Annotated in this window: 14 protein-coding genes; 7 read left to right on the top strand and 7 right to left on the bottom strand. The window is 55.3% G+C overall.

Annotation, left to right across the window (positions count from 1 at the left end):
* Positions 1-297: 297 nt before the first annotated feature.
* Positions 298-1554 (bottom strand): valine--pyruvate transaminase, encoded by a 1257-nt coding sequence (avtA, locus tag P349_RS03910; protein ID WP_032650788.1) that lies wholly within the window; start codon positions 1552-1554, stop codon positions 298-300.
* A gap of 241 nt (positions 1555-1795) precedes the next feature.
* The gene (locus P349_RS03915) at positions 1796-3826 is read right to left on the bottom strand and encodes an alpha-amylase (RefSeq protein ID WP_032650789.1); all 2031 of its coding nucleotides are present in this window, start codon (positions 3824-3826) and stop codon (positions 1796-1798) included.
* A 314-nt stretch (positions 3827-4140) separates the two neighbouring features.
* On the opposite strand from P349_RS03915, the gene P349_RS0124625 reads away from it, so the two are divergent.
* Positions 4141-4965 (top strand): protein bax, encoded by an 825-nt coding sequence (locus P349_RS0124625; protein ID WP_032645431.1) that lies wholly within the window; start codon positions 4141-4143, stop codon positions 4963-4965.
* Positions 4966-5004: 39 nt separating this feature from the next.
* On the opposite strand, the gene xylR is transcribed toward P349_RS0124625, so the two are convergent.
* From xylR to xylF, 4 genes are all read right to left on the bottom strand, one after another.
* Positions 5005-6183, bottom strand: a complete 1179-nt coding sequence (gene xylR, locus P349_RS03920; protein ID WP_021242460.1) for a D-xylose utilization transcriptional activator XylR — start codon at positions 6181-6183, stop codon at positions 5005-5007.
* Between the two features lie 33 nt (positions 6184-6216).
* A complete protein-coding gene (gene xylH, locus P349_RS03925) occupies positions 6217-7398 on the bottom strand; it encodes a xylose ABC transporter permease XylH (protein ID WP_024909063.1) in 1182 nt (393 codons plus the stop codon).
* The gene (locus P349_RS03930) at positions 7376-8917 is read right to left on the bottom strand and encodes a xylose ABC transporter ATP-binding protein (protein WP_032650790.1); all 1542 of its coding nucleotides are present in this window, start codon (positions 8915-8917) and stop codon (positions 7376-7378) included. Before P349_RS03930 ends, xylH begins: the two co-directional genes overlap by 23 nt.
* A gap of 72 nt (positions 8918-8989) precedes the next feature.
* Positions 8990-9982 (bottom strand): D-xylose ABC transporter substrate-binding protein, encoded by a 993-nt coding sequence (gene xylF / locus P349_RS03935; protein WP_032650791.1) that lies wholly within the window; start codon positions 9980-9982, stop codon positions 8990-8992.
* Between the two features lie 371 nt (positions 9983-10353).
* Here xylF and xylA point away from each other — a divergent pair, with 371 nt between their 5' ends.
* The 4 genes from xylA to P349_RS03955 all read left to right on the top strand — a co-directional run bounded on the left by xylA (position 10354) and on the right by P349_RS03955 (position 14754).
* Positions 10354-11676 carry a xylose isomerase gene (gene xylA / locus P349_RS03940; RefSeq protein WP_090420479.1) on the top strand — a complete coding sequence of 441 codons (1323 nt, stop codon included), beginning with the start codon at positions 10354-10356 and terminating at the stop codon, positions 11674-11676.
* A gap of 60 nt (positions 11677-11736) precedes the next feature.
* Positions 11737-13191, top strand: a complete 1455-nt coding sequence (xylB, locus tag P349_RS03945; RefSeq protein ID WP_032650792.1) for a xylulokinase — start codon at positions 11737-11739, stop codon at positions 13189-13191.
* Between the two features lie 103 nt (positions 13192-13294).
* The gene (locus tag P349_RS03950) at positions 13295-13834 is read left to right on the top strand and encodes an isochorismatase family protein (protein ID WP_032650793.1); all 540 of its coding nucleotides are present in this window, start codon (positions 13295-13297) and stop codon (positions 13832-13834) included.
* Positions 13834-14754 (top strand): GlxA family transcriptional regulator, encoded by a 921-nt coding sequence (locus tag P349_RS03955; RefSeq protein WP_032650794.1) that lies wholly within the window; start codon positions 13834-13836, stop codon positions 14752-14754. Before P349_RS03950 ends, P349_RS03955 begins: the two co-directional genes overlap by 1 nt.
* Here P349_RS03955 and P349_RS03960 read toward each other — a convergent pair.
* Positions 14747-15742: an acyltransferase gene (locus P349_RS03960; protein ID WP_032650796.1), complete on the bottom strand. Its 996-nt coding sequence runs from the start codon at positions 15740-15742 to the stop codon at positions 14747-14749. The genes P349_RS03955 and P349_RS03960 overlap by 8 nt on opposite strands.
* 183 nt (positions 15743-15925) lie before the next feature.
* Between P349_RS03960 and P349_RS03965 the strand changes: the two genes are divergently transcribed.
* A complete protein-coding gene (locus tag P349_RS03965) occupies positions 15926-16231 on the top strand; it encodes a YsaB family lipoprotein (RefSeq protein ID WP_032650797.1) in 306 nt (101 codons plus the stop codon).
* A 160-nt stretch (positions 16232-16391) separates the two neighbouring features.
* Positions 16392-17303, top strand: a complete 912-nt coding sequence (glyQ, locus tag P349_RS03970) for a glycine--tRNA ligase subunit alpha (protein ID WP_003860141.1) — start codon at positions 16392-16394, stop codon at positions 17301-17303.
* Positions 17304-17311 lie beyond the last annotated feature (8 nt).

Raw genomic sequence — 17311 nt, 5'->3', positions numbered from 1 at the left:
TCCACGCAAAAGAACGCCGAGCGGCGTATTAGTGAGTATATGTCCTATTTTTAAATATGCATGAAAGTGACTCTGGAAGGTATTTCCCTGCGTTACGGAGGGTTATTTCAAAATAACAATAAGTTAAGATCTTTAATCGATGCTTAATTATTGAGGGGAAAGTTAGTGAGCGTAAATTAAAGGAATATTCCTAAGGAAACTCAAGGGAGATGATAAATTAAACGCTACAGGATATATCCTTAATATAAGATTCAGATCACGGAAAAATAAAGCTCTTCATTTGAAGAGCCTTATTATTTAACAATTGCCTTCGCGCCAGGCCTTTTCGATCTCTTCGGCGAGAATTTTAACACCCGCTTCGATTTTTTCCGGATCGGGGACATAGTTCATGCGCATGCACTGATGGGTATGCGGCCACGGCTTATCCAGACCTGGGAAGAAATAATCGCCCGGCACCATCAGTACGCCGCGCTTTTTCAGGCGCTGGTAAAGCAGTTCGGTGGTGATAGGCAAATCCTTAAACCAGAGCCAGAGAAAAATCGCTCCTTCCGGTTTGTGGATTAGGCAGCGTTCTTCCGGCAAATAGCGGCGAATTGTCGCAATCGTCTCCTGAACGCGCTGGTAATAGAAAGGCTTGATCACGTCATTCGACAGGCGCAGAAGGTCCTTGCGTTTGATCATTTCGCACATCATTGCCGGGCCAATGCCGCCCGGTGAAAGGCTGATAATGCCGTTCATATTGGTGATGGCGGTGATGATTTTCTCATTGGCAATGATGATGCCGCAGCGGCTGCCCGGCAGACCCAGCTTAGAAAGGCTCATGCACAGGACGATGTTCGGGTTCCACAGCGGGCGTGCTTCGCTGAAGATAATGCCCGGGAACGGTACGCCGTAGGCGTTATCGATCACCAGCGGGATGCCGTGCTGATTTGCCAGTACATCCAGCTTCATCAGTTCGTCGTCGGTGATCACGTTGCCCGTTGGGTTAGTCGGGCGCGATACGCAGATCATGCCCGTCTCTTCACCAATATGCAGGTGTTCAAAATCGACGTGATATTTGAACTGGCCTTCCGGCAGCAGCTCAATGTTCGGGCGCGCGGAGACGAACAGATCCTCTTCCAGGCCGGAATCAGCGTAGCCGATATACTCCGGTGCCAGCGGGAACAGCACTTTTTTGGTGGTGCCGTCGGCGCGACGCCCTGCGAACAGGTTAAACAAGTAGAAAAACGCGCTCTGGCTGCCGTTTGTCAGTGCAATATTCTGTGGTTCGATATCCCAACCCCGCTCGTCACGCAGCATTTCGGCGAGGAGTGCCAGCAGCTCGGTTTTACCCTGCGGGCCGTCGTAATTGCAAAGCGCATCGGTTGCTTTGCCGCTTTCCAGCATCTGAGCGAGCAGCGTCTGGAAATAGGTCGTCATCTCCGGGATTTGAGCCGGGTTTCCGCCGCCGAGCATGATTGCGCCCGGTGTGCGCAGCCCGTCGTTGAGGTCCTCCATCAGGCGAGTAATGCCTGAATGGCGGGTAAATTTGTCGCCGAAAAGTGAAAACGTCATAGCAGGTGATCTGTCGAGCTTATTTTGAAAGTGGGTAACCATAACGCTAGCACCGTGCTGGTGCAAATCGGGTGATGTGGTCGGATTTGTTGTTTTATAGGGCGGGAGTGGATTTGGGTAGTGAATAGTTCTGGTGGGTTTCCCCTCACCCCGGCCCTCTCCCCAAAGGGGCGAGGGGGAAAAGACGGCGCCGTACGGTTCCCTCTCCCCTGCGGGGAGAGGGTTAGGGTGAGGGGGATAATTATTGATTACCCGCCCATACCACCATCACCTTATCGCCCTTGTGCTCGCGCACGAAGCCGTACCCCTCTTTCAGCGACAGCGTGGTTTGTTTGCCTTCACCGATCGCCGGATGGCGGGCGCGGAACTGCCCCAGCGTTTGCCAGTGGGCGACGGTTAGGATCTGCTTGCCCGTGACGTCCTGCCAGTTCATATCTGACCGGGTACCCTGCAGCGGGTCGGAGCCTGTCGGCCCGAACGGACGTTCAGATTCATCGCCGTAGTAAATCTGCACGCTGCCCGGTGCCAGCAGGAGCAGCTCTGCCGCGCGCTGGCCTCCTTCGCGGAACAGACGCGTATCGTGGGATGAGAGATAGCTCAGCACGTTGAAGCTTTGCAGCTTCTCCGCCATCTGCTGCCACGTCATATCGATATCAGCCAGACAGTTCACTGCTTTCGCCGCCTGCTCCTGATAGTCAAAGTTAATCATCGCGTCAAAACCGTGGCGGTAATAATCGCTCTGCATGACGCCGTGGCCCCAGGATTCCCCGGTCATCCAGAACGGTGCGTTGTCGAGCTTTTTATTCGGGTTCGCGCCTTTCCAGGCGGCCAGCGCCTGGCTTGCCTGGTCTTTCAACTGTTGCCAGGCCGCAAGCTCAACGTGTTTCGCCGTATCCACCCTGAAACCGTCAATGCCATAGTCACGTACCCACTGGCTGAGCCAGTGGGTCAGGTAGTCGCGCGGGGTATAGCCCGGAATAGATTTCGCGTGGGTATCGGGTTTGTGTTGATAAAAGTTTGGCAATCCAGAAGGCGTCGTGGATTCCGTTTTCAGATCCGGCAGAAATGCCAGCGACATGGTTAAATCATCGAAGCCAGGGTTGTCGTAATCGCCAATATCGGTGCGGATCCACTTTTTACCCCACCATTTTTCCCATGCGGCTTTGTCGCTAAAGTTGATGTAGTCGTTAAAGCTGTGCCAGGTCTGGCCTGCGCCCGGCTTCCAGTCCGTCCAGCGTTCTCCCAGCGTCTTTTTCAGCTCATCACCCTGCAGGTACAGGGCACCAAACTGATATTCCTGCATGTCTGCCAGCGTGGCATAACCAACGTGGTTCATGACGATATCGAAAAGAACGCGGATCCCGCGCTTGTGCGCTTCGTCGACAAGCTGGCGTAAATCATCTTCAGTTCCCATATTGGCGTCGAGCGTTGTCCAGTCCTGGGTGTAGTAGCCGTGATAGGCGTAATGCGGGAAATCACCTTTGGTGCCACCGCCTACCCAGCCGTGGATCTGCTCAAGCGGGGAGCTTATCCAGAGCGCATTTACCCCCAGCTGCTGTAAATAATCGAGCTTGCCGGCGAGCCCCTTGAGATCGCCGCCGTGGAACGTGCCAATCTCCTGCATGCCGTCTTTATGGCGGCCGTAGCTGTTGTCGTTGCTCGGATCGCCATTCACATAGCGATCGGTTAGTACAAAATAGACGGTGGCATTTTGCCAGCTAAACGGTGCAGGCCTGTCGGTTTCGGCGCGCTCAAGCAGCAGCAGGCCGTTACTGTTGGCGGCTGGCTGCAGGGTGATTTTTCCATCTTGTACGGTCGCCGTCTGTTTACTGTAGTAGTCGCGCACGACGGAGCCTTCCGGGAAGGTATGGCTGACGTCCAGCGTCAGCGGCTTACCGTCCCACTTCGGACACTGGCGGATGACGTTGGCCACCGGCTGTTCTGCGGCACTCTGAATCGTCAGCAGCAGGGTGGGCGTGCCGGAGCGGGTATCAATCCGCATCTGGTAGTCACCGTCGCGGAAAAGTCGCCACTGCGGCGGTGTGCCGTCACAGGGCTTGAGCGACAGCATCTCATTGAGTTTTATCGCGCCTGTGGGCTGCCAGCACGTCTTGTCAAAACTCAGCGTAAGAGGACGCGTACCCTTCGCAAGCTTTGCCTGGCTGGTGAAGACTCCGGTGCCTTCGGCGCTAAATGCGCTAAACCCCGGCGATGACCAGTCGGCATGTGCCAGTGCGGGTAACATCAGAAAGGCTAATGCGGTGCGTTTCATTCCTTTTTCCTGTCGCGGCATTTTTGACCAGTGTGCCAGCAGGCAGAGGGGAAAAACTCATCCCCTGTCGCTTTCTGCCGGGAGGATGCGTGAGGATGAGTGATCTTGCGCAAAATTAGGCAGTTATCTGCGAGAACACACACATATTTTCGGAAATGATGTTTTTATGAGCAAGTTTCAGGTGACATAGTTTCGGAATTGGACTATTTCTATACGTGCTCTTGAAGTCTATTTTTGATATGATTTGAGATTCCGCTCTCAAATTTGTGAAAAAAATAAGGTGTTGGGATGATTACATCCGACCAGGAGACCTAATGATATCGACTCCCATTCGACGATATGGGGCTGCGATACTCATGTTACTCACCACGGCATTTTCGGGTGAGGTGCTTGCGAAGACGCACACGGATACAACGAGTAAGAAAGCCCACGTAATAAAGACGACAAGTAGTAAGGTTAGCAGTAAACAAGAGTATTCTCGCAATAGTGCAAAGAGTAGTTCACTTCCTGATTTGCGAAAATACCCTTCCGGAACACCAAGGAAAAAAGCGTTTCTCCGGACGGTAATGCCTTACATCACGAGTCAAAATGCCGCGATTACTGCGGATCGTAACTGGCTGATCTCCAAACAGTACGATAGCCGCTGGTCGCCGTCAGAGCGCGCGCGTCTGAAAGATATCACGCAGCGCTACAAGCTGAGCTGGAACGGTAACACGCGTCGTGTGCCGTGGAATGCTCTCCTTGAGCGTGTGGATATCATCCCGGGCAGCATGGTTGCGACCATGGCTGCTGCCGAAAGCGGCTGGGGGACTTCTAAGCTTGCGCGTAGCAACAACAACCTTTTCGGCATGAAGTGCGTGAAAGGTCGTTGTAACAATGCCCCTGGCAAGGTGAAAGGCTATTCGCAGTTTGAATCTGTGAAGGATTCCGTCAGCGCCTACGTGGTGAATCTGAATACGCACCCGGCCTACTCATCGTTCCGTAAATCACGCGCTCAGCTGCGTAAAGCGGACCAGGAAGTGACGGCCAGTACGATGATCCACAAGCTGAAAGGTTATTCGACGAAGGGACAGAGCTATAACAACTATCTGTTCGCCATGTACCAGGATAACCAGCGCTTAATCGCCGCCCATATGTAATCTCAAAAAAACGCCTTCCACTGGAAGGCGTTTTCTTTTCTAAATCAGCACCTCGCTGTGGCGATCCCGATACTCTTTCGGCGTGGTGTCATACTCTTTGCGGAACACCGAATAGAAATATTGCAGGGACGGGTAACCGCACATCTGCGAGATTTCGTTGATCGACAGTGACGTGGAGATGAGCAGGCTGCGTGCTTTCTCCAGCTTTTCAGCATGGATAACGGCATGAATGGTTTCGCCCACCTCTTCTTTGAACCGCTTCTCCAGATTCGAACGCGAAATGCCCACCGAATCCAGCACCTGATCGACTTTAATTCCTTTGCAGGCGTGGTTGCGAATATAGTGCATGGCCTGAATGACGGCCGGGTCGCTTAAGGAGCGATAATCGGTTGAGCGACGTTCTACGACGCGAACAGGAGGTACCAGCAGGCGCTGAAGCGGCAGAGATTCTTTATCCAGCAGGCGATGCAGAAGCTTCGCCGCCTGATAGCCCATCTGACGCGTGCCCTGGGCAACGGAGGAGAGCGCCACGCGGGACAGGTAGCGGGTCAGTTCTTCGTTATCAATGCCAATCACGCACAGTTTTTCGGGCACCGGAATGTGTAAATGTTCGCAGACCTGCAGCACGTGGCGGGCGCGGGCGTCCGTTACGGCAATGATACCGGTTTGCGGCGGCAGCGTTTGCAGCCAGTCCGCCAGGCGGTTTTGCGCGTGCTGCCAGTTTTCCGGCGCGGTCTCCAGCCCCTGATACACCACGCCGCGATACTTCTCCTGCGCGACCAGCTGGCAAAACGCGTGTTCGCGTTCAACGGCCCAGCGCTTGCCGCTGGTGGCGGGTAAACCATAAAACGCGAAGCGATGGACGCCTTTCTCTTTTAAATGGAGAAAGGCGGCCTCGACCAGGGCATGGTTATCGGTGGCAATATAGTGGACCGGCGGATAGTGTTCGGGCGAATGGTAGGAGCCGCCGACGCCCACTATCGGGACGTCGACGTCGGTCAGCAGCTGCTCGATGACGGGATCGTCATAGTCTGCGATGACGCCATCGCCCAGCCAGTCTTTGATGTTCTCCAGACGGGTGCGAAAATCTTCTTCAATAAAAATATCCCATTCGGATTGCGACGCCTGCAAATATTCACCCACGCCTTCCACCACCTGACGGTCGTAGGCTTTGTTGGCATTGAATAACAACGTAATGCGGTGACGCTTTTCAAACATGGCTCACTTCCCAATTAAGTCACAATACGGTTATCAGGCCCGTCGCTTGGTGGCCGAGTCCATCCAGACTGCCAGTAAAAGAATGGCCCCCTTGACGATATACTGCCAAAACGTCGGGACGTCCATCATACTCATCCCGTTATCCAACGACGCCATGATAAATGCCCCCATGACCGCACCTGCCACGCTACCGATACCCCCTGCGAGGCTGGTGCCGCCAATAACGCAGGCGGCGATAGCATCCAGCTCGGCGATGTTACCGGCGGAGGGAGAGCCGGCTCCGAGACGCGAGCTGAGGATCAATCCGGCGATAGCGACCATCAGGCCGTTAATGGCGAAGACCGCCAGCTTGGTGCGCTCGACATTGATACCCGAGAGGCGGGCCGCTTCAAGGTTGCCGCCAATGGCATAAATACGGCGGCCAAACGCGGTGCGCGTGGCCATAAACATGCCGCCCAGCAGTAAAAGCGCCAGCAGCAGGACAGGGGTCGGGACACCGCGATAGTCGTTTAAAAGCCAGATGGCGCCCAGCACAATGACCGCCGTGAGCGCCTGACGTCCCACTACCGACGTGGATGCTGGCGAAGCCAGCCCCAGCGCCTGACGGCGCATACGTCCACGCCACTGCCACGCGACAAAGGCCAGTAACCCAATCACACCGAGGGTAAAGCCCACGCTATCTGAGAGATAACTCTGGCCGATCTGCGACATGGCTGCACTGGTCGGGGAGACGGTAGTGCCGTTGGTGATGCCGATTAAGATCCCGCGGAAGGCCAGCATCCCTGCCAGGGTGACGATGAACGACGGCACTTTACGGTAGGCTACCCACCAGCCGTTCCAGGCTCCCAGTACCAGCCCCAATACCAGCGTGACCGCCACGGTCAGCGGCAGCGGCCAGCCTAGCCAGACGTCAAAAATCGCCGCCACGCCGCCGAGGAGCCCCATCATCGAACCAACCGACAGGTCGATTTCCGCGGAGATAATCACGAACACCATGCCCACGGCGAGAATGCCGGTGATGGCGGTCTGGCGGAGCAGGTTGGAGACGTTACGTGCGCTTAAGTACGAGCCATCGGTCATCCAGGTAAAGAACAGCATGATGACGATAATCGCCGCGATCATCACGAAAACCTGCAGGTTAAGCGCTTTTAGCCCCGCGAACGCACCGGGCGTCGGAACGGCGACTTTGATATCAGACGGATTGCTTTTCGACATGACGTTCGCTCCTTAAAGCGGCTTCCATCACCTGCTCCTGCGTCAGGTTCTGGTTAATCAGGTTGGCTTTCAGTTTTCCCTCGTGCATGACCAGCACGCGGTCGCTCAGGCCGAGCACTTCGGGTAACTCAGACGAAATGACAATGACGGCAATCCCTTGCTGTACAAGCTGATTAATCAGTTTGTAGATTTCATATTTGGCACCGATATCAATTCCGCGCGTGGGCTCATCAAGGATTAGAATGCGTGGATTGAGAAGCAGGCAGCGCGCCAGAATCGCCTTCTGCTGGTTGCCGCCGCTCAGACGGCCAATGGCCAGTTCTGGTGAGGAGGTTTTGACCTTCAGCCGGGCAAGTGACTGGAGAATGCACTGCTGCTCGGCGGCATCGTCCAGGCTGCTCAACGCGCCGGAGAACCGATCGAGCGCCGCAAGCGTAATATTTTTCCCCACCGCCATGACCGGCACGATACCGTCTTTTTTGCGGTCTTCAGGCACCATGGCAATGCCGCGGGCAATCGCCTGCTGGCAGTTGTCGATTTTCACCGGCTGGCCGTCGATATAAATCGTGCCCTCCCAGCGTCCCGGCCACACGCCAAACAGACACTGCACGGCCTCCGTGCGCCCGGCGCCGACTAACCCGGCAATACCGAGAATTTCGCCGCTGTGAAGGGAAAACGAGACGTTATTCACACGCTTGATGTGGCGGTTAACGGGATGCCACGCGGTCAGGTTTTCCACGCGCAGCACTTCATCGCCTGTTGCGTGGGGCTCATTCGGGTAGAGTGCCGTCAGCTCGCGGCCCACCATCATGGTGATGATGTCATCTTCGCTCATCCCGGCGGCTTCACGCGTGCCGATGTGCTGCCCGTCTCGGATTACGCAGATGGTGTCCGAAATGGCTTTAACCTCGTTCAGCTTGTGCGAAATATAGATGCAGGCGATGCCGTGATTTTGCAGGTCGCGGATGATATTGAGCAGAACCGCGGTTTCCTGTTCGGTGAGCGAGGCCGTTGGCTCATCAAGGATCAGCAGTCTGACCTGTTTATTGAGCGCTTTCGCGATTTCGACCAGCTGCTGTTGCCCGAGGCCCAGATCCCCCACGCGGGTATCCGGTGAAATGTTGAGGCTCACCTGCGCCAGCAGCTTTTCGCAGCGGAGCGTCATGGTGTCGTAATCCAGCACGCCGTGGCGGGAAATTTCGGCCCCGAGGAAAATGTTCTCCAGCACGGTGAGATGCTTCACCAGCGCCAGCTCCTGGTGGATGATGGCGATGCCTTTGCGTTCGGTATCGCGGATGTGTGTCGCCTGGATAACTTCACCGGCAAAGACGATTTCGCCTTCGTAGCTGCCGTGTGGGTAGATCCCGCACAACACTTTCATCAGCGTCGACTTGCCCGAACCGTTCTCACCGCACAGCGAAACCACTTCGCCGGGGTTCAACCGGAGGCTGACGTTGTCGACGGCTTTCACCGTGCCGAAGTGTTTGGTGATGCTTTTCATTTCAAGTAAATAAGGCATAACCGCTCCACATAACCCGAGGGAAGAACAGTACAACGTGATGCGCCCCCGCAGAGCAGGGGCCGCGCCGGATTACAGTTCGCTCTTCTTGTGGAAACCGTCTTTAACCACGGTGGCGTCAATGTTCTCTTTGTTGACTTCAATCGGTGTGAGCAGGCGAGCCGGAACGTCTTTCAGCCCGTTATTCAGCGTTGCGTCTGCTTTAGGCTGTTTGCCATTGCCCAGCTCTACGGCGATTTCCGCCGCCGTATTGGCCAACTGGGTAATCGGTTTGTAGACCGTCATGGTTTGGGTGCCTGCGATAATGCGTTTTACGCCAGCCAGATCGGCATCCTGTCCTGAAATGGCGACTTTACCGGCCAGCCCCTGTGCACTCAGGGCCTGGATAGCACCGCCTGCGGTGGCATCGTTGGAGGCCACAACCGCATCAATTTTGTTGTTGTTGGCCGTCAGCGCGTTTTCCATAATCTTCAGCGCGTTTTCTGGCAGCCAGCCGTCGGCCCACTGATCGCCGACCACTTTAATTTTCCCGTTGTCGATATACGGCTTAAGGACTTTCATTTGTCCTTCACGGAACAGTTTGGCGTTGTTATCCACCGGAGAGCCGCCCATCAGGAAATAATTGCCCTGAGGTACTTTGTCGATCAGGCTTTGCGCCTGTAATTCCCCGACTTTTTCATTGTCGAACGAAATATAATAATCAATGTCCGCATTATTAATCATGCGGTCATAGGCCAGCACTTTTATGCCTTCCTGTTTGGCTTCTTTCACCACGTTACTTAATACCTGGCCGTTATAGGGGATAATGACCAGCACATCGACGCCACGGTTGATCATATTCTCGATCTGCGACATTTGTGTTTCTTCGTTGCCGTTAGCCGACTGAACAAACACGCTGGCGCCGAGGGATTCTGCTTTTTTAACAAAAATATCGCGATCTTTTTGCCAGCGCTCCAGACGCAGGTCGTCAATCGCCATGCCAATTTTGACCTCTTTGGCATGTCCTGCAAAGCTTGCAAGGAGGAGCGTAGTGCAGAGCGTTAGAGTCAGGTTCTTTATCTTCATAATTATTAGGCCTTTTTGTAGGGGTATGTGTTGCTGAGATAAAAGAAACATTCACTGCTGAGACGCAGCAAATTTTTAACGCGGAAAGGCGGGCTGGCAATTACAGATTTTTATCTTCTCATTATGATATTTGGTTTATTTCTGAATTTATGACCGCGATCGGATTTTAAAATACGTAACGTCTTAATTACATGTGATTCAGGAATACGCGCCGAAAAATAGTTTGTCTGCGCATTATTTTGCGAGCCAGCGCACAGTTGTGCATTCTCTCAATAGCAGTGTGAAATAACGTAATTGAGCAACCCAAAATGTCTATTCACTATTACTCCTGTATCAACGACTCGCCGCATACCCTGATTATGGAGCTCAATATGCAAGCTTATTTCGACCAACTCGATCGTGTTCGTTACGAAGGCCCAAAAACGACCAATCCTTTAGCATTTCGTCACTACAATCCGGATGAGCTGGTGCTGGGTAAGCGCATGGAAGATCATCTGCGCTTTGCCGCCTGTTACTGGCATACCTTCTGCTGGAACGGCGCCGATATGTTCGGCGTGGGTTCCTTTGACCGCCCGTGGCAGCAGCCGGGTGAGGCCCTTGAACTGGCGAAACGCAAAGCCGATGTCGCGTTTGAGTTCTTCCACAAGCTGAACGTGCCGTACTACTGCTTCCATGACGTGGACGTGTCACCGGAAGGCGCATCGCTGAAAGAGTATCTGAACAACTTTGCGCAGATGGTGGATGTGCTGGCGGCGAAACAGCAGCAAAGCGGCGTGAAGCTGCTGTGGGGCACGGCAAACTGCTTTACCAACCCTCGCTACGGCGCGGGCGCGGCAACCAACCCGGATCCAGAAGTGTTTAGCTGGGCGGCCACGCAGGTGGTGACGGCAATGAACGCCACGCATCAGTTGGGTGGTGAAAACTATGTCCTGTGGGGCGGACGTGAAGGCTATGAAACCCTGCTCAACACCGATCTGCGTCAGGAGCGCGAGCAGATTGGCCGCTTTATGCAGATGGTTGTCGACCATAAGCACAAAATCGGCTTCCGCGGCACGCTGCTGATCGAGCCGAAACCGCAGGAACCGACGAAGCACCAGTATGACTACGACGTGGCGACGGTGTATGGCTTCCTGAAGCAGTTCGGTCTGGAAAAAGAGATCAAAGTTAACATTGAAGCCAACCACGCCACGCTGGCGGGCCACTCTTTCCACCACGAGATCGCGTCTGCGATTGCGCTGGGCATCTTCGGCTCGGTCGATGCTAACCGCGGCGACGCGCAGCTGGGCTGGGACACAGACCAGTTCCCGAACAGCGTGGAAGAGAATGCGCTGGTGATGTACGAAATCATCAAAGCGGGTGGTTTCACTACCGGCGGCCTGAACTTTGACGCCAAAGTGCGTCGCCAGAGCACCGACAAATACGATCTGTTCTACGGCCACATTGGCGCGATGGACACCATGGCGCTGGCGCTGAAAGTGGCGGCACGTATGATTGAAGACGGCGAGCTCGATAAACGCGTGGCGAAGCGTTACAGCGGCTGGAACAGTGAGCTGGGCCAGCAAATTTTGAAAGGTCAGTTATCACTTGCGGAGATCGCGAAGTACGCTGAACAACATCAGCTGGCGCCGCAGCACCAGAGCGGGCATCAGGAACTGCTGGAAAATCTGGTCAATCACTACCTGTTCGATAAATAACAGCACCCAGGCCCGGTAAGCGCAGCGCCACCGGGCATTTTCAGTTAAGGAATCCACTATATGTACATCGGGATCGATCTTGGCACATCGGGTGTGAAAGCCATCCTGTTGAGCGAGCAGGGCGACGTGTTAGCAACGCAGACGGAAACGCTGCAGGTTTCACGTCCGCATCCGCTGTGGTCGGAACAGGATCCGGAACAGTGGTGGCAGGCGACGGATCGCGCAATCAAAGCCTTAGGCGAGCAGCACAGCCTGCGCGATGTTAAAGCGCTGGGGATTGCCGGGCAAATGCACGGCGCGACGCTGCTCGATAGCCAGCATCGCGTGTTGCGTCCTGCGATCCTCTGGAACGATGGCCGCTGTGCGGAAGAGTGCGCGCTTCTTGAGACGCGCGTACCTGCCTCCCGCGAGATTACCGGCAACCTGATGATGCCCGGCTTTACCGCGCCCAAATTGCTGTGGGTGCAGCGCCACGAGCCGGAGGTTTTCCGTCAGGTGGCGAAAGTCCTGCTGCCGAAAGACTATCTGCGTTTTCGCATGACGGGTGATTTCGCCAGCGACATGTCCGATGCCGCCGGCACCATGTGGCTCGACGTGGCGAAGCGCGACTGGAGCGAGGCGATGCTGGATGCCTGCCATCTGACCCGTGAACACATGCCCGCGCTGTTCGAAGGCTGTGAGGTGACGGGCGCACTGCTGCCAGACGTTGCAGAACGCTGGAATATGCCTGCCGTACCGGTGGTGGCCGGGGGTGGCGACAATGCCGCGGGTGCTGTCGGTGTCGGCATGGTTGAGGCGGGCCAGGCGATGCTGTCGCTGGGAACGTCTGGCGTCTATTTTGCCGTCAGCGACGGCTATCGCAGTAATCCCGAAAGCGCTGTGCACAGTTTCTGTCATGCCCTTCCGGGTAAATGGCATTTGATGTCGGTGATGCTCAGCGCGGCGTCCTGCCTGGACTGGGCTGCAAAACTCACCGGCATGGCCGACGTTCCGGCGCTCATTTCTGCGGCGCAGCAGGCGGATGATGCTGCGGGTACCGTCTGGTTTTTACCGTATCTTTCCGGCGAACGTACGCCGCACAACAACCCGGAAGCGAAAGGGGTGTTCTTTGGCTTAACCCATCAGCATGGCCCGGCAGAACTGGCGCGTGCGGTTCTGGAAGGCGTGGGCTATGCCCTGGCCGACGGGATGGACGTGGTGCACGACTGCGGCCTGAAACCGACGAGCGTCACCCTGATTGGCGGCGGTGCGCGAAGCCCTTACTGGCGACAGATGCTCTCGGATATCAGCGGGTTGCAGCTGGATTTCCGCACGGGAGGAGATGTTGGCCCCGCGCTCGGCGCCGCGCGTCTGGCGCAGATATCCATTCATCCGGAACAACCGCTTTCGCAACTGCTGCCGCAGCTTACCCTTGAACAGGCGCATGTACCTGACGCGGTGCGCCATGCGCGGTACGCGGAAAGGCGCGACGTGTTCCGCAAAATCTACCAGCAGCTGCTGCCGCTGATGTCGTAAAAACGCTTGTCCGGGAGAGGCACGAGGATGTCCTTTTTTGGTCTGTGCGTGCCTTTATTTCCTTGCCAGTATGGTGTTACACCCACTGGCAAGGAGATCCATCATGTCACGCATTGCATTAATCAATATCGATACGCAGCAGTCATTTCACCACCGCAATTACTGGCAGGAAAGCGAGATCCCTGCCTTTCAGCAGGCGATGCTGGGGCTGATTGAAAGCTGCCAGGCGCGCAATATTCCGGTTGTTGATATTTTTCATGTGGATGAAGACGGTCCCTTTACCCTGGAGAGCGGGTTTGTCAAACCGATGGCCTTTTTACGTCATCAGCCGGATGTGGTTTTCCAGAAACACGTCCATAATGCCTTCACGGATACCGGGCTCGATCGCTGGCTGCGCGAGCGTGATATCAACCAGCTGATTATCTGCGGCATTCGCACTGAGCAATGCTGCGAAACCACCGCCCGGGTGGCATCCGATCTGGGTTATGCTGTGACCTTTGTCAGTGAGGCAACGCTGACGTTTCCGATGACGTACAGGGGCATTACCCTGAGTGCAGCGGAAATTCGCCATCGTACCGAGACGGTACTTTCGGGGCGTTTTGCCGAGATTAAAACGGTAGCGGAGACGCTGGAGTCCCTGTAATGAGCATCGACGTTTGGTTCGTGATGTTGCCCGGTGTGCTGTCATTAGACATGACCGGCCCGGCAGAGACCTTTGTGCTGGCTGGCGACGCGTTTCGTCTGCATTACATCGGCCCGCAACCGGAGGTTCCGACGTCGATAGGCCTGACGATGAGCGGCATCCAACCGTTACCGGAAAGGCTTCCTGAGGGGAGCCTGCTGGTATTGCCCGGCGTGAGCGACTCCCGAACTCAGTTTTCGACACCACAGGCGTTACAGATCCAGCACTGGCTGATGCGCCTGCAGCCGGTCATTCAGCGCCGGGATATCACGGTGATGTGCGTCTGTTCCGGAGCCTTACTGGCGGCGAAGTCGGGCCTGCTGAACAATCGGCAGTGCACCACCCACCATGACGTTATCAGCCGTTTACGCACCGCAGCTCCCACGGCGACGATTAAAGAAAACCGCATCTTTGTGCAGGACGAGAACATCTGGACCAGCGCGGGGATCACGTCGGGCATCGATCTGGCGCTGCATATGATTAACCGCCTGTGCGGCCCAGAAAAGGCGCTGACCGTGGCGCGTGAGATGGTGGTCTGGTTCCGCCGTTCCGGTGACGATCCCCAGCTATCTCCGTGGCTACGCTACCGCAATCATCTTCATCCGGCGATTCATCGGGCGCAGGATGCGCTCACCGCCGAGCCGCAAAAAACGTGGAGCTTGCCTGACATTGCCGCACTGGCGCACGTTAGCCCGCGTCATCTCACCCGGCTTTTCCAGTCACATTTAGGCATTAGCGTTCGCGATTATCTGGAGCAGCTGCGTCTGGCGGTGGCGGAGCAATGGCTATTGCAGGGGCGCGGCGTGGAGCAGGCTTCACTGGCGGCAGGGTTTTCCTCCCCGCGGCAGTACCATCGCGCCCGACAGCGAAGCATTAGCTGACGAAGCGGCGAGCGTCGATTTTTTGCAGCAGCATCGACAGCAACAGGCTGATCGCCAGCGTGGCGGCAAAAATCCAGACGATATCCAGCACCGGCCAGCTTTTTAGCTCAATGCCTCTCGTTCGCAGCGCGTGGATCACCAGCGCGTGAAAACCGTAAATCCCGAGAGAGTGCCGGGAGATAAGACTCAGCACGGGCAGGGGACGCGCGTTCAGGGTGTTTTTGGCGAGCGTGAGCAGCGAGACGGCACAGATAAAGACCATCGGCCCGCAATACAGATACCAGGTATCGGCAAAATTGCCGCGCCACTGCAGCTCGTGCAGCGTCCCGCGTGAAATCACCGCCACCCCAGCGATAAACAGCGCCCCGCAGAGCCAGTTCAGACCGCGTTTTTGCGTATCCATCATCCCAATGGCACGCCCCAGCATGCCGTAAAGCACGTAGTAAAAAGTATCTCCGTTGATATAGAGATTGACCGGCAGCCACTCAAATCCGTCGATTTTCTGTGAGAGCGTATTCGGGTTGGCAATAATGCCAGCCACCACCATCAGAGCCAGCAGCATTTTACCGCTGACGTTTTTTACCTGGATGAGCGGGGAGACCAGATAGATAACGATAATGGCGAAGAAGAACCACAGGTGGTAAAACACCGGTTTTTGCAGCACGTATTTCAGCGATAGTCCGGCGTTTATTGAGGTGAACAGAGTGATATAGAGCAAGGCAACGGCACTGTAGAACCCCAGGCAGGCCGCGATGCGGATGAAGTGCCTCGGCTGCGCGCTGCGCTCGCCAAAAAAGAGAAAGCCGGAAATCATAAAGAACAGCGGGACGCTGACGCGCGACGCAGAGTTGAGAATATTGGCGATATCCCAGTTAACGGGGCTGATGCTGTGCGCATTCGTGACATACCAGGTCGTCGTGTGGATCATGACCACCATCAGACAGGCTATTCCTCGCAGGTTATCAATCCAGTTAATTTTTGACTGCATCAGTTCCTCGTATTCCCTGTAAATTGAGTGTGACTCCCATTGTCCAAATGTCTTCGTTTGGAAAATTCTGAGTTTTATTCCGCAGGCTTGTCGGGAGGCCACGAGATTCGCAGAATGCCGGACCATAATCTATAAAAGCGTTGATACTAAAAATAACAGCCACTGACCAGGGCGGTAATAAAAATGATGATGAAGCGTGTGGCGTCACTCTTTCTGCTGTTGATCCTGGCGGGATGCAGTGCGCCACAGGAAGCCCCTGTGCAAAAAGCGCAGCAGGGTAAAATGAGCCCGGAACGTTCACTGAATATGGAAGCGCTCTGTAAAGATCGGGCTGCTCGCCGCTATAACTCGGACGTGCAGAAAATTGACGTTAACGGCTTTGAACGTTTTCAGGGCAGCTATGAGCTGCGGGGCCATACGTCGCGCAAAGAGGGCTTTGTCTGCTCGTTTGATGCGGACGGTCAGTTTTTACACCTCTCCATGCGCTAGGCTGCTCGTATAATCAACAGCCAGACGCCGTCAGCGTTCTGGCTGCAAGGCTTATTTCCCAATTTTCCCTAAACAACCCCGTTTCGTACTGTATATCTTGCAGCCAGCGGGTATACTGGTCCCTTCCATTTAAAACCACACGTATCCAGCACGAAATACTATGCAAAAGTTTGATACCAAGACCTTCCAGGGCCTGATCCTGACCTTACAGGATTACTGGGCTCGTCAGGGCTGTACCATTGTTCAACCTTTGGACATGGAAGTCGGCGCCGGCACTTCACACCCGATGACCAGCTTACGCGCGTTGGGTCCAGAGCCAATGGCGACTGCTTATGTGCAGCCTTCCCGTCGTCCGACCGATGGTCGTTACGGTGAGAACCCGAACCGTCTGCAGCATTACTATCAGTTCCAGGTGGTGATTAAGCCATCACCCGACAACATTCAGGAACTGTACCTCGGGTCGCTGAAAGAGCTGGGTATGGATCCAACCATCCACGACATCCGTTTCGTGGAAGATAACTGGGAAAACCCAACGCTGGGTGCCTGGGGTCTGGGTTGGGAAGTGTGGCTGAATGGCATGGAAGTGACCCAGTTCACCTACTTCCAGCAGGTGGGTGGTCTGGAATGTAAGCCGATCACCGGTGAAATCACCTACGGTCTGGAACGTCTGGCGATGTACATTCAGGGCGTAGACAGCGTTTACGACCTGGTCTGGAGCGACGGCCCGCTGGGTAAAACCACCTACGGCGATGTGTTCCATCAGAACGAAGTGGAGCAATCCACCTATAACTTCGAATACGCGGACGTGGACTTCCTGTTCACCTGCTTCGAGCAGTACGAGAAAGAAGCGCAGCAGCTGCTGGCGCTGGAGACTCCGCTGCCGCTGCCTGCCTACGAGCGTATTCTGAAGGCCGCCCACAGCTTCAACCTGCTGGACGCCCGCAAAGCCATCTCCGTGACTGAACGTCAGCGCTACATCCTGCGTATTCGTACCCTGACCAAAGCCGTTGCAGAAGCTTACTACGCGTCCCGTGAAGCCCTTGGCTTCCCGATGTGCAACCGAAACAAATAAGAGGCGGC

This window comes from Enterobacter sp. DC4 (assembly GCF_000568095.1).
Taxonomy (GTDB): Bacteria; Pseudomonadota; Gammaproteobacteria; order Enterobacterales; family Enterobacteriaceae; genus Enterobacter; species Enterobacter pseudoroggenkampii.
This window is presented reverse-complemented; position numbering and strand designations above follow the sequence as displayed.